General features: G+C 73.1%; 12 protein-coding genes. 4 read left to right on the top strand and 8 right to left on the bottom strand.

Annotated elements, in window-relative coordinates; all coding sequences use genetic code 11:
* Nucleotides 1–16: 16 nt before the first annotated feature.
* The 4 genes from ACZ6D7_RS08535 to ACZ6D7_RS08520 all read right to left on the bottom strand — a co-directional run bounded on the left by ACZ6D7_RS08535 (nt 17) and on the right by ACZ6D7_RS08520 (nt 5,178).
* Complete coding sequence (locus tag ACZ6D7_RS08535; protein WP_469485514.1) at nt 17–2,194, bottom strand: 3-hydroxyacyl-CoA dehydrogenase NAD-binding domain-containing protein; 2,178 nt, start codon at nt 2,192–2,194, stop codon at nt 17–19.
* 40 nt (nt 2,195–2,234) lie between these two features.
* Nucleotides 2,235–3,449, bottom strand: coding sequence for an acetyl-CoA C-acetyltransferase (locus ACZ6D7_RS08530; protein ID WP_469485509.1), 1,215 nt, complete (start codon nt 3,447–3,449; stop codon nt 2,235–2,237).
* Between the two features lie 10 nt (nt 3,450–3,459).
* Entirely contained in the window at nt 3,460–4,629 is a 1,170-nt protein-coding gene (locus tag ACZ6D7_RS08525; RefSeq protein ID WP_469485507.1) for a CaiB/BaiF CoA transferase family protein, read from the bottom strand.
* Nucleotides 4,630–4,797: 168 nt separating this feature from the next.
* Nucleotides 4,798–5,178, bottom strand: a complete 381-nt coding sequence (locus ACZ6D7_RS08520) for an MmcQ/YjbR family DNA-binding protein (protein ID WP_469485504.1) — start codon at nt 5,176–5,178, stop codon at nt 4,798–4,800.
* Nucleotides 5,179–5,290: 112 nt separating this feature from the next.
* Here ACZ6D7_RS08520 and ACZ6D7_RS08515 point away from each other — a divergent pair, with 112 nt between their 5' ends.
* Nucleotides 5,291–6,463, top strand: coding sequence for a saccharopine dehydrogenase family protein (locus ACZ6D7_RS08515; RefSeq protein WP_469485501.1), 1,173 nt, complete (start codon nt 5,291–5,293; stop codon nt 6,461–6,463).
* A 24-nt stretch (nt 6,464–6,487) separates the two neighbouring features.
* Here ACZ6D7_RS08515 and mmpA read toward each other — a convergent pair whose 3' ends face one another.
* Nucleotides 6,488–6,634: a morphogenic membrane protein MmpA gene (gene mmpA / locus ACZ6D7_RS08510; protein WP_469485499.1), complete on the bottom strand. Its 147-nt coding sequence runs from the start codon at nt 6,632–6,634 to the stop codon at nt 6,488–6,490.
* 268 nt (nt 6,635–6,902) lie between these two features.
* Between mmpA and ACZ6D7_RS08505 the strand changes: the two genes are divergently transcribed.
* Nucleotides 6,903–7,091 (top strand): hypothetical protein, encoded by a 189-nt coding sequence (locus ACZ6D7_RS08505; RefSeq protein WP_469485496.1) that lies wholly within the window; start codon nt 6,903–6,905, stop codon nt 7,089–7,091.
* On the opposite strand, the gene ACZ6D7_RS08500 is transcribed toward ACZ6D7_RS08505, so the two are convergent.
* From ACZ6D7_RS08500 to ACZ6D7_RS08490, 3 genes are read right to left on the bottom strand one after another with little or no spacing between them, the layout of a single operon-like run.
* The gene (locus ACZ6D7_RS08500) at nt 7,067–7,765 is read right to left on the bottom strand and encodes an endonuclease V (RefSeq protein ID WP_469485493.1); all 699 of its coding nucleotides are present in this window, start codon (nt 7,763–7,765) and stop codon (nt 7,067–7,069) included. The two genes, ACZ6D7_RS08505 and ACZ6D7_RS08500, sit on opposite strands and share 25 nt — an antisense overlap.
* 59 nt (nt 7,766–7,824) lie before the next feature.
* Nucleotides 7,825–8,157: a plasmid stabilization protein gene (locus ACZ6D7_RS08495; protein WP_469485490.1), complete on the bottom strand. Its 333-nt coding sequence runs from the start codon at nt 8,155–8,157 to the stop codon at nt 7,825–7,827.
* Between the two features lie 47 nt (nt 8,158–8,204).
* Nucleotides 8,205–9,311 (bottom strand): WD40/YVTN/BNR-like repeat-containing protein, encoded by a 1,107-nt coding sequence (locus ACZ6D7_RS08490; protein WP_469485486.1) that lies wholly within the window; start codon nt 9,309–9,311, stop codon nt 8,205–8,207.
* A gap of 227 nt (nt 9,312–9,538) precedes the next feature.
* On the opposite strand from ACZ6D7_RS08490, the gene ssgD reads away from it, so the two are divergent.
* Both ssgD and ACZ6D7_RS08480 read left to right on the top strand, forming a co-directional pair.
* Entirely contained in the window at nt 9,539–9,955 is a 417-nt protein-coding gene (ssgD, locus tag ACZ6D7_RS08485; RefSeq protein WP_469485481.1) for a spore wall synthesis regulator SsgD, read from the top strand.
* A 288-nt stretch (nt 9,956–10,243) separates the two neighbouring features.
* Entirely contained in the window at nt 10,244–11,866 is a 1,623-nt protein-coding gene (locus tag ACZ6D7_RS08480) for an ABC-F family ATP-binding cassette domain-containing protein (protein WP_469485478.1), read from the top strand.
* Nucleotides 11,867–11,889: the final 23 nt, after the last annotated feature.

The raw sequence follows: 11,889 nt of genomic DNA, 5'->3' as shown, positions 1-11,889 counted from the left end.
GGTGCGGTGCGGTGGGTCAGCGGGCGTCCGTGAAGGTCTCCCCCCGCTCCGCCTTCTCGACCAGCAGCGCGGGCGGGGTGAAGCGGTCGCCGTAGCGCTCGGCGAGGTCACGCGCGCGTGCCACGAACCCGGCGAGGCCGCCCTCGTAGCCGTTGATGTACTGGAGCACGCCGCCGGTCCAGCCGGGGAAGCCGATGCCGAAGAGGGAGCCGATGTTGGCGTCGGCGACGGACGTCAGGACGCCCTCCTCGACGAGCCGGACGGTGTCGAGGGCCTCCGCGAAGAGCATGCGTTCCTGCATGTCCCGGAAGGGGATCTCGGCGCCCGCGCGCGTGAATTGCTCGCGCAGCCCCGGCCAGAGGGCGCCGCGCCCGCCGTCCTCGCCGTACTCGTAGAAGCCCGCTCCCCCGCTGCGGCCGGGGCGGTCGAACTCGTCGACCATGCGGTCGATGACGGCCTCGGCGGGGTGCGGCGTCCAGGTGCCGCCGGCCTCCTCGACGGCCTGCTTCGACTCGCGGCGGATCTTCCGCGGGAGGGTGAGGGTCAGCTCGTCCATCAGGGACAGCACCTTGGCGGGGTAGCCCGCCTGGGCCGCCGCCTGTTCGATCGATGCGGGCTCGATGCCCTCGCCGACCATGGCGACGCCCTCGTTGATGAACTGGCCGATCACCCGGGAGGTGAAGAAGCCGCGCGAGTCGTTGACGACGATCGGGGTCTTCTTGATCTGCCGGACCAGGTCGAAGGCGCGCGCGAGCGCCTCGTCGCCGGTGCGCTCGCCCTTGATGATCTCGACGAGCGGCATCTTGTCGACCGGTGAGAAGAAGTGCAGGCCGATGAAGTCCTCCTGGCGCTCCACGCCCTCGGCGAGGGCGGTGATGGGGAGCGTGGAGGTGTTGGAGCAGAGCAGGGCGTCGGGGTCGACGATGTGCTCGATCTCCTGGAAGACCTTGTGCTTGAGGGAGGTGTCCTCGAACACGGCCTCGATGACGGCGTCGCAGCCGGCCAGGTCGGCGGGGTCGGCGGTGGGCGTGATGCGGGCGAGCAGCGCGTCCGCCTTCTCCTGGGTCGTACGGCCCCGGGCGACGGCCTTGGCGCAGAGCTTCTCGGAGTAGCCCTTGCCCTTGGCGGCGGCCTCGGCCGAGACGTCCTTGAGGACGACGTCGATGCCCGCGCGGGCGCACGAGTAGGCGATGCCGGCGCCCATCATCCCGGCGCCCAGGACGGCTACCTTGCGCACCTGCCGGGGCTCGACGCCCTTCGGGCGGCTGACGCCGGAGTTGACGGCCTGGAGGTCGAAGAAGAACGCCTGGATCATGTTCTTCGATGTCTGGCCGGCCGCGAGTTCGACGAAGTAGCGGGCCTCGATGACCTGCGCGGTCTCGAAGTCGACCTGGGCGCCCTCGACGGCGGCGGCCAGGATGTTGCGCGGGGCCGGGTAGGGGGCGCCGTTGGTCTGCTTGCGCAGGGTGGCCGGGAAGGCGGGCAGGTTGGCGGCGAACTTCGGGTTGGCGGGGGTGCCGCCGGGGATGCGGTAGCCGGGCCGGTCCCAGGGCTGCTGCGACTCGGGGTGCGCGTCGACGAAGGCGCGGGCCTTGGCGAGCAGTTCCTCGGGGGTGGCGGCCACGTCGTCGATCAGGCCGTTCTCCAGCGCCTTGCGGGGGCTGTACTGGGTGCCCTGGAGGAGGACCTTCAGGAGGGCGTCGGCGATGCCCAGCAGCCGGACGGTGCGCGCGACGCCGCCGCCTCCGGGGAGCAGGCCGAGGGTGACCTCGGGGCAGCCGATCTTCGATCCGGGGGCGTCGAGGGCGATGCGGTGGTGGCAGGCGAGGGCGAGTTCGTAGCCGCCGCCGAGGGCGGCGCCGTTGAGGGCGGCGACGACGGGCTTGCCGAGGGTCTCGATACGGCGCAGGTTGCGCTTGATCTCCAGGCCGCCGTCGAGCAGCTCCTGGGCGGTCTCGGGGGTGACACGGATCAGGTCGCGCAGGTCGCCGCCGGCGAAGAAGGTCTTCTTGGCGGAGGTGACGATGATGCCGCGGATGGAGTCCTTCTCGGCCTCCAGGCGGTCGGTGACCGCGGCGAGGGAGGCGCGGAACGCCGCGTTCATGGTGTTCGCGGACTGGTCCGGGTCGTCGAGGACGAGGGTGACGAGGCCGGTGCGGTCCTGTTCCCAGCGGATGGTGGTGCTCTCGGTCATGACGGGGTCTCCGTAGAAGTCTCTGAGTTCCGCTGGGTGGTCAGACGCGCTCGACGATCGTGGCGATGCCCATGCCGCCGCCCACGCAGAGGGTGGCCAGGCCGTAGCGCTTGTCCTGGCGCTCCAGTTCGTCGACGAGCGAGCCGAGGATCATCGCGCCGGTGGCGCCGAGCGGGTGGCCGAGGGCGATGGCGCCGCCGTTGACGTTGACCTTGTCGAGGGACAGGCCCATGTCCCGCGCGAAGCGCAGCACGACCGCCGCGAACGCCTCGTTGATCTCGACGAGGTCGATGTCGTCGATGGTCAGGCCCGCCCTCTTCAGGGCCTTGCGGGTGGCCGGCGCGGGGCCGGTGAGCATGATGGTCGGCTCGGAGCCGGAGACGGCGGCGGAGACGATCCGCGCGCGCGGGGTGAGCCCGTACCGCTCGCCGACCTCCTTGGAGCCGATCGCGACCAGGGAGGCGCCGTCGACGATGCCGGAGGAGTTACCCGCGTGGTGCACGTGGTCGATCCGCTCCACCCAGTGGTACGTCTGGAGCGCCACGGCGTCGAAGCCGCCCAGTTCGCCGATGTCGGCGAAGGAGGGCTTCAGCTTGGCGAGGGAGTCGGCGGTGGTGCCGGGGCGCAGGTGCTCGTCGTGGTCGAGGACGACCAGGCCGCTGCGGTCGCGCACCGGGACGACGGAGCGGTCGAAGCGGCCGTCCTTCCAGGCCGTCGCCGCCCGTTCCTGGGACAGGGCCGCGTACTCGTCGACGTCGCGCCGGGAGAAGCCCTCGATGGTGGCGATGAGGTCGGCGCCGATGCCCTGCGGCACGAAGTTGACGTTCAGGTTGGTCATCGGGTCGTTGAACCAGGCGCCGCCGTCGGAGGCCATCGGCACCCGGGACATCGACTCCACGCCGCCCGCGAGGACCAGGTCCTCCCAGCCGGAACGGACCTTCATGGCCGCCATGTTGACGGCCTCCAGGCCCGAGGCACAGAAGCGGTTCTCCTGGACGCCGGCGACGGTGTCCGGCAGTCCGGCGGCGATCGCCGCGATACGCGCGATGTCGGAGCCCTGGTCGCCCACGGGACCGACGACACCCAGCACGATGTCGTCGATCGCGGCCGGGTCGAGGCCCGGGAAGCGGTCGCGGAGTTCGTGGATGAGGCCGACGACGAGGTCGATGGGCTTCGTGCCGTGCAGGGCGCCGTTCGCCTTGCCGCGCCCGCGCGGGGTGCGGATCGCGTCGTACACGTACGCTTCGGTGCTCACGGGAGGCCTTTCAGTGAGGGTCGGGGAGAGGGGTCTCGGGGGTGGGCCGGGCCTGGTCGAGGAGTCGGGGGACGCCCCAGTCGCGGGCCACGGCGGCGGTGTCGGCACCCGGTTGCGCCGGGCCGCCGCGGACGGTCGTGGGGGTCGCGGAGAAGCGGGGCGCGGGCGCGGGCTGGGTGATGCCGCCGTGGTCGGTGAAGGTGCCGCGGGCGGCGAGGTGCGGGTGGTGCGGGGCCTCGCGCAGCGACAGCACGGGCGCCACGCAGGCGTCGGAGCCCTCGAAGACGGCCGTCCACTCCTGACGCGTGCGGGCCTTGAAGCGGGCGGCGACGGCCTCGCGCAGCTCTCCCCAGCGCGTCCAGTCCTTGCGTGCCGCGCGGAAGTCGCCCAGGCCGAGGAGGTCCACGAACTCGTCGTAGAACTGCGGTTCCAGCGCGCCGACCGCCATGTGGCCGCCGTCGGCGGTCTCGTAGGTGCCGTAGTACGGGCAGCCGCCGTCGAGGAGGTTGGCGGCGCGCCGGTCCTGCCAGCCGCCCGCGGCGAGCATGCCGTGGATCATCGCGGAGAGGTGGGCGGTGCCGTCGACGATGGCCGCGTCGACGACCTGGCCGGTGCCCGTCGCGCACGCGTGGTGCAGGGCGGCGAGGACGCCGACGACGAGGTAGAGGGAGCCGCCCGCGTAGTCGCCGAGCAGGTTGGCCGGGGCCGGCGGGGGCGTGTCCGCCGGGCCGATCATGCCGAGGGTGCCGGTGAGGGCGATGTAGGCGATGTCGTGGCCCGCGCGGTGGGCGAGCGGGCCCTCCTGGCCCCAGCCGGTCATCCGGCCGTAGACGAGCCGGGCGTTGCGGGCGTGGCAGGCCTCGGGGCCGACGCCGAGGCGCTCGGCGACACCGGGCCGGTAGCCCTCGATCAGCACGTCGGCGCGGGCGGCGAGGTCGAGGACGCGCGCGGGGCCGTCCGGTGCCTTGAGGTCGACGACCACGGACCGCTTGTTGCGGTTGGTGATGTCGTAGTCGGGGTCGATCGCGAGGGAGGAGCCGCCGGGGCGGTCCACCCGGACGACGTCGGCGCCGAGGTCGGCGAGGAGCATGGCGGCGAACGGGCCGGGCCCGATGCCCGCCAGTTCGACCACGCGCACCCCGGTGAGCGGGCCGTGCCCTGGCGTGTCTGCCGTTGTCATCCAGCCCCCTTGCTGTGACACAACCGATGTAACACCAGTGATGCTAAGAACACGTTCCAGTGGAGACAAGAGGTGGCGAGCAAGCGCTTAGCCAGTTTAGCCGGGGGCTCCGCGGGTGCACCGGTGGCGCCACGGGGCAGCGAGGGCGCCGCAGGGGCGCGGCCCTCGTCAGCGGGCGTCCAGCTCCGTTATGAACCGCTTGGGCGCGATGGTGCGGTAGCTGTCCTCCACCCAGTCGCACAGCAGGTCGGCCGGCGGGGCGTCCGGCTCCTCCAGCGGGACGCGCACCCAGCCCGACTTCCCCAGACCGTATCCGGCGGGCTCGGCGCCCGGGGAGGCCAGCGCGTGGGCGTGGGCCGTCTCGTCGCGGAGTTTGAGGGTGACGCCCAGGGGGTAGCTGCCGTCGGCCACACCGAGGAAGACGAACACCTTCCCGTTGACCTTGGCGACCGACTCGCTCCACGGGAACTCCTCGGCCGCACCGGGCAGGCCGAGCGCGAAGGCGCGTACTTTCTCCCACTTCCTCAGGGCGTTCCTGGACACGGTCACCTGCTGCCTCCGGGCTCGTCGTCGGGCTCCGCACTCCTCACGCTAGCCTCAGCCACCGACAGCGGCGCGGGCTGCACGCACCGAGGGGTGCCATGAGCGAACAAGGGGTGTCATGCGCAAGACAAACCGGACGGATCGTCCGTACGACATCGTGCTCTTCGGGGCGACCGGCTTCGTCGGGACACTGACCGCGGAGTACCTGGCCGCCCACGCGCCCGAGGGGCTGCGCTGGGCGATCGCCGGCCGCAGCGAGGAGAAACTGCGGGATCTGCGCGAGCGGCTCGGCACGGACGCCGGGGTGCTGCGGGCGGACGTGTCGGACCCGGCGTCGGTGCGCGCCCTCGCGGAGCAGGCGCGCGTGGTCGCGACGACCGTCGGGCCCTATGTCCGTCACGGCGAGGACCTCGTGGCCGCCTGCGCGGACCTCGGCACCGACTGTCTGGACCTCTGCGGCGAGCCGGAGTTCGTGGACCTGACGTACGTCCGGCACGACGCCCGCGCGCGGGAGACGGGCGCGCGGCTGGTGCACGCCGTCGGCTTCGACTCCGTCCCGCACGACCTGGGCGCGTACTTCACCGTGCGGCAGCTGCCGGAGGGCGTGCCGCTGACCGTGGACGGCTTCGTGACCGCCGACGCCACCTTCTCGGGCGGGACGTTCGCCTCCGCGCTGGGCCAGTTCGCGCGCGGCCGGCAGATGGCGGCCGCCGCCCGGGAGCGGGGACGGCACGAGCCCCGCCTGATGGGACGGCGGGTGACGGCGCCCGTGGGCGCGCCCCGGTTCGCGCCGGAGGTCGGCGCGTGGGCGCTGCCGCTGCCCACCATCGACCCGCAGATCGTGCGCCGGTCGGCGAAGGCCCTGGAGCGCTACGGCCCCGACTTCCGCTACCGGCACTACGCGGCCGTACGGCATCTGCCGATGGCCGTGGGCGGGGTCGCGGCCGTCGGCACGCTCGCCGCCGCCGCGCAGCTGCCGCCCGCCCGGCGCTGGCTGTCGGACCGGCTCAAGCCGGGCGAGGGGCCGAGCGCCGAGAAGCGGGCGCGGAGCTGGTTCTCCGTCAGGTTCGTCGGCGAGGGCGGCGGCCGGCGGGTGTTCACGGAGGTCTCGGGCGGCGACCCCGGCTACGGCGAGACGGCGAAGATGTTCGCCGAGGGGGCGCTGGCACTGGCCTTCGACGACCTCCCGCCGACGGCAGGACAGGTCACGACGGCGGTGGCGATGGGCGACGCGCTGACCGAGCGGCTGATCCGCGCGGGCATCCGCTTCCGGGTGGCCGCGAGCCGCTGAGGTGGGCGGGCCGCCGGAGGGGCGCTACACGGGCCACTGCGCCAGCGTGTAGATCATCCCGACGATCCAGCCCAGCCCGGCCAGGACGGCGAGGATCAGGGCGGCGTTCACGGCGCGCTCGACGGGCCGGTCGGGGTCGGCGAGGGGCTTCGGGGCATGGTGCGTGGTCATGGGCACAGCCTGCCGAGCGGGGGCCGGGGCGCACATCCGTACGAGTACTCAGTCGCCGTACTCAGTCGCCGTACTCAGAAGCCCTGCGGGGCGTACGCGTCGGCGTCGGCGTCGGCGTCGGCGTCGCACGGCCCGTGCGCCCCACCGGCCCCCTCCTTGCCCCCGATTTGAGACTTTTTCCCTGCCTCCCCCGCTCCCTCGGGCCCCAAGTGCCAACAAGCACTTCAATGAAACGATTGAAGTGCTGGAGCGGAGGGAGGTGATCAGCATGAAGTTCGTTCTCGAAGTCACCGTGGAGGAGGGCGCGCCGGCCGAGGACACGGTGCGCGAGCTGGGGCGCATCCTGCGGTACTGGGGCGGGAACCTCGGCCACTACGCCATGGAGCCCGGAGACGGTTCGCCGGTCCACGACTCGGCGTACCGCGAGGTGGGTCAGTGGCGGATCGTCGCCTCCTGAAGCGCCCGCCGGCACAGGGAGTCGGCCCTGCGGGTGGTCTCCGGAAGCCGGAACTCCGGGGTGAGGGCGAGGGTGTGGGCGCAGGCGCGCTCCAGGGTCACCCGGTGGCCGACGGACACGAAGACCGGCTTGACGCCCGCCCGGGTCCGCAGGGCGCGCCCGACCTCCTCGCCGCCCGCCGCCAGCAGCGGTGAGGAGGATCCGCGCGCGACGCCGGGATCGTCGTACGTGAAGGTGAAGGGGTTCTTGGCGACACCGATCGTGGGCAGGCCGGTGAGGACGCCGAGGTGGCTGGCGAGGCCGAAGCGGCGGGGGTGGGCCAGGCCGTAGCCGTCGCAGACGACCAGGCCGGGGTCGCCGGGCAGGGCGTCGAGGGCGGCGAGCACGGTGGGGATCTCGCGGAAGGCGAGCAGTCCGGGCACGTACGGGAAGGAGATCCGTCCGACGGCGGTGGCCTCGGCGACCACGTCGAGGCTCGCGGCGTCCAGCACGACGGCGGCGGCCGCGACGACGTCCCGTTCGTCGTCGTAGGCGACATCGACCCCCGTCACCCGTCCCGTCCCGGGCGGCGGCCCGGACTCGTCGAGCACCACCCGCGCCCGCAGCTCGTCCTGGACGGCGCGGGCCTCTTCCTCTGTCGCGGGCCAGCCCGCGGGAACGCTGACGGTCGTCATAGTGGGGACGAGCGTACGGCTCCCGCGCGCGGGTCCGCGAAAACGTTTCCCGGCGACCGTCAGCCTTTCTTCGCGTCCAGGGCGCGCTGCAACTGGCTCTTGTCCATGTTCGAACGACCCTTGACGCCTCGCCGCCTCGCCTCCTCGTAGAGCTGGTCGTACGTGGGCCCCTGGGAGCCCTTGCCGGACCGCAGCCCGCCCCTCCTGCCGGACGACATGTCCTGGAGGGACGTGCGGCTCGCGGTCTTCGACTCCCCCGACCGGGCGCGTTCCTTGTTGACCGTCCGGGCGGCGATCTCCTCGGCCCGCTCGGTGCTCTCGCCCCGGTCCTTCACGCTCTCCTTGATGTGCTCGTACTGGCGCTCCCGCTTGGGGCTGGAACCGCGTGGCATGGCGCTCTCCTCTCGTGTGCGCGTCCACCGGGTACCCCGGATGCGGCTCAGCTCTCCAGGCGGGCCACCCGCCCCTGCTCACCGGCGGCCCAGCAGCCACCGTGGGGCGCGCAGTCCACGGTGTCGTACGAGCCGGTGTCCACGGTGCGCCAGGTGCGGCCGGCGTCGGTGGTCAGGTCGGTGCCGGTGGGGCCGACCGCGAGGGCGGCGGTGCGGCTGTGCGGGAGCCAGGTCACGCCGGAGCGGTAGGCGGGCGGCGGGGTGTCCGCGGGGCGCCAGGCGCGGCCGCCGTCCCCGGTCGTCGCGGCGGCCCGTGGGGAGGGCTGGTCGGCGCGGTAGTCGCCGCCGACGGCGAGGCCGTGCGCGCGGTCCCGGAAGGCGAGGGCGAACACCCCGCGCGCGGGGTCGCCCGCCGGGACGGGCGTGTCGGTGGCCGTCCAGGTCCGGCCGCGGTCGGCGGAGTGCAGCACACGCGCGCGTGCCGCTCCGCCAGTGGCGAGCCACACGTCCCTCGGCCCGGAGGAGACCAGGCACTGGCCGCTCGCCGCGAAGCCGGCCTCGCCCTCCAGGGCGGCCGGCATGCCCCGGTCGGGGAGCACCGACCAGGAGCCGCCGCCGTCGCTGGTGGACAGGATGCGGAACCTGCCGTCCACCGGGTCGCTCATGGCGAGGCCGTGGCGACGGTCGAAGAAGGTCAGGCAGTCGTAGAAGGCGCGGGCGTCGGTGTTGCGGAATGACTCCGTCCAGGTCGCCCCGCCGTCGTCGGTGCGGTACACGCGTGAGGCCTCGCCCTCACCGATGGCCAGCACCACCGCGCGGCGCGCGTCGAACGCCTCGACGTCGCGGAACTGGAGGTCGGCGGCGCCGGGCGGGGAGACGTTCCGCCAGCTCGCCCCGCCGTCGGTCGTGCGCAGGACGGTCCCCCGGGTCCCGGCGACCCACGCGGTGTCCCGGTCGACCGCCGCCAGACCGCGCAGCCGTACGCCGGTGGCGCCGGTGTCCTTGAGGTCCCAGTGCGGTGCCGTCCGGGCCTGCGCCGGTACGGCGGTGAGGGCCGCCAGCACCACCGCGCAGGCCGCTCCGGCCGCCACGGCCCTCTTCCGCGCCCGCCCTGCCGCCCGTACCGTGCGTCGCGTCTTCCCCAAGCGCCTCATGGCGGGGGAAGCTAGCCGACGGTTCCGGTGGCGTCCAGAGGACCTCGTTCGCCCCAACCGTCCTACCGGGCACGGGAGATGAGACACGTCACTCGTGTGCATGAAACGCGGTGACCGAGGTCACTCGGAATCCGTGTGCACGGATCGGCCGGTTCCAGCGTCTCTATCCAGTGTCCGGCCCCATCCGACCGGCACCTGTCACGTCGTCGTCGCAAGGGAGCAAGGCGTTGTCCACCGTCATCGAGCAGCCCGTAGAGGCCCGCCTGGTCGCCGCCGCGCCTCGGATGCCGAGCATCCCCGCCACGCTGCACTACGACCGGAGCGACCCGTTCGCCGTCCGTATGACCTTCCCGGCCCCGGCCACCCTGGAGGGCGTGGAGGTCTGCTGGACCTTCGCCCGCGACCTCCTCGCGGCGGGCCTGCACGACGCCGAGGGCCACGGCGACGTCCGCGTCCGCCCGTACGGGTACGACCGCACGGTGCTGGAGTTCCACGCCCCCGAGGGCACCGCCGTGGTGCATGTGCACTCATCGGAGATCCGGCGCTTCCTGCGGGCCACGAGCGAGCTGGTCCCCGTCGGCCTGGAGCACCTCCAGCTCGACCTCGACCACGACCTGGCGGAGCTGATGCGGGACGCCTGCTGATCCACCGAGGGGGCGCCCGTTAATCCTTTGACAGCGCCACCGGCCCCTTCTACCGTCTAGAACGGTCCTGTTGCCGCCGATTGGAGAAGGACGTTGCTCGTCTGAGGTCCTGAGACACCGCGCCACACGTACACCGTGTGAGCGCCGCGTGCGACCTCGGCGTTCGAGCCGTCCCTGCGCAACAGGGCTTTCCGTATGCCCTCGCGCTCCCCGCTCCCGCGGTGGTCGCCGCCTTCCGGTGTCTCGACACGCGTTGCCCTGACCGCATACGCAACCGCGAGGCCCACCTTGACTCATTCCATCACCTGTTCCTCCCTCGCCTTCTCCTGGCCCGACGGCACGCCCGTCTTCGAGGGACTCGACGTCGCCTTCGGCCCCGGCCGCACCGGACTGGTCGGCGTCAACGGCTCCGGCAAGTCGACCCTGCTCCAGCTGATCGCCGGGCGGCTCGCCCCGTCCGACGGCGCGGTGCGGGTCGCCGGCGAGGTCGGCCACCTGCCGCAGAACGTCACGCTCGACACGGCCCTGCGGGTCGACGAGACCCTCGGCATCGCCGCCCGGCGGGCCGCCCTGCACGCCATCGAGGCGGGCGACGTCTCCGAGGAGCACTTCGAGACCCTGGGCGACGACTGGGACGTCGAGGAGCGCGCCCTGGCCACCCTCGGCGAGCTGGGGCTCGGCCACATCGGCCTCGACCGCACCATCGGCGAGGTGTCGGGCGGCGAGTCGGTCCTGCTGCGGCTGGCCGCGCTGCTGCTGCGCCGCCCGGACGTCCTGCTGCTCGACGAACCCACCAACAACCTCGACCTGTACGCCCGCCGGCGGCTCCACGCGGCCGTCGCGTCCTGGCCGGGCGTACTGATCGTGGTCAGCCACGACCGGGAACTGCTCGACCTCGTCGACCAGATCGCCGACCTGCGCTCCGGGGAGATCACCTGGTACGGCGGGAACTTCTCCGCCTACGAGGAGGCCCTCGCCGCCGAGCAGGAGGCCGCCGAGCGCATGGTGCGGGTCGCCGAGGCCGACCTGCGCAAACAGAAACGCGAACTGGCCGACGCCCAGGTCAAACTGGCCCGCCGCAAGCGGTACGGGCAGAAGATGTGGGACCAGAAACGCGAGCCGAAGATCGTCATGGGGGCGCGCAAGCGCGCGGCGCAGGAGTCCGCGGGCAAGCACCGCATCCTGCACGAGGAGCGCCTCGCCGAGGCCAGGGAGCGGCTCGACGACGCGGTGGAGGCCGTCCGGGACGACGACGAGATCCGCGTCGACCTGCCGTACACGGCCGTCCCACCGGGGCGGGGCGTCCTGACCCTGATGGACCTGGAACTGGCGCACGGCGCGCGCGTGGCGGGCGGTTTCGAGCTGCGCGGTCCGGAGCGGGTGGCGCTGATCGGGCGCAACGGCGCGGGCAAGACGACGCTGCTGCGCACGATCGCCGGGGAGCTGGCACCGGTGTCCGGCGAGGCGCACACGCATGTGCCACTGCGTTTCCTGCCGCAGCGGCTCGACGTCCTCGACGGGGAGCTGACGGTGGCCGAGAACGTGGCGCGGTTCGCGCCGGACGCCACCCCGAACCGGATCCGGGCCAGGCTGGCCCGCTTCCTGTTCCGGGGCGCCCGCGCGGACCAGAAGGCGGACACCCTGTCCGGCGGCGAGCGCTTCCGGGCCACCCTGGCGGCGCTGATGCTGGCCGAGCCGGCCCCGCAGCTGCTGATGCTGGACGAGCCGACGAACAACCTCGACACGGCGAGCGTGCGCCAGCTCACCACGGCTCTGGAGTCCTACGAGGGGGCGCTGGTCGTGGCCAGTCACGACCTGCCGTTCCTGGAGTCCATCGGCGTCACCCGCTGGCTGCTGCTGGACGGGGAGCTGCGCGAGACGACGGCACAGGAGGCGGCGGAGCCGGCTTAAGGGCCTGTCTCAGGAGGGGCACA

The sequence above is a fragment of the Streptomyces sp. NPDC041784 genome, assembly GCF_055591025.1.
This window is presented reverse-complemented; position numbering and strand designations above follow the sequence as displayed.

Bases quoted from the DNA above. Each gene is read 5' to 3' on its own strand.
- ACZ6D7_RS08505 (WP_469485496.1), top strand. From the start codon at position 6,903: ATGAAGTTCGTTCTCGAAGTCACCGTGGAGGAGGGCGCGCCGGCCGAG.
- ACZ6D7_RS08500 (WP_469485493.1), bottom strand. From the start codon at position 7,765: ATGACGACCGTCAGCGTTCCCGCGGGCTGGCCCGCGACAGAGGAAGAG.
- ACZ6D7_RS08495 (WP_469485490.1), bottom strand. From the start codon at position 8,157: ATGCCACGCGGTTCCAGCCCCAAGCGGGAGCGCCAGTACGAGCACATC.
- ACZ6D7_RS08490 (WP_469485486.1), bottom strand. From the start codon at position 9,311: ATGAGGCGCTTGGGGAAGACGCGACGCACGGTACGGGCGGCAGGGCGG.
- mmpA (WP_469485499.1), bottom strand. From the start codon at position 6,634: ATGACCACGCACCATGCCCCGAAGCCCCTCGCCGACCCCGACCGGCCC.
- ACZ6D7_RS08525 (WP_469485507.1), bottom strand. From the start codon at position 4,629: ATGACAACGGCAGACACGCCAGGGCACGGCCCGCTCACCGGGGTGCGC.
- ACZ6D7_RS08535 (WP_469485514.1), bottom strand. From the start codon at position 2,194: ATGACCGAGAGCACCACCATCCGCTGGGAACAGGACCGCACCGGCCTC.
- ACZ6D7_RS08515 (WP_469485501.1), top strand. From the start codon at position 5,291: ATGCGCAAGACAAACCGGACGGATCGTCCGTACGACATCGTGCTCTTC.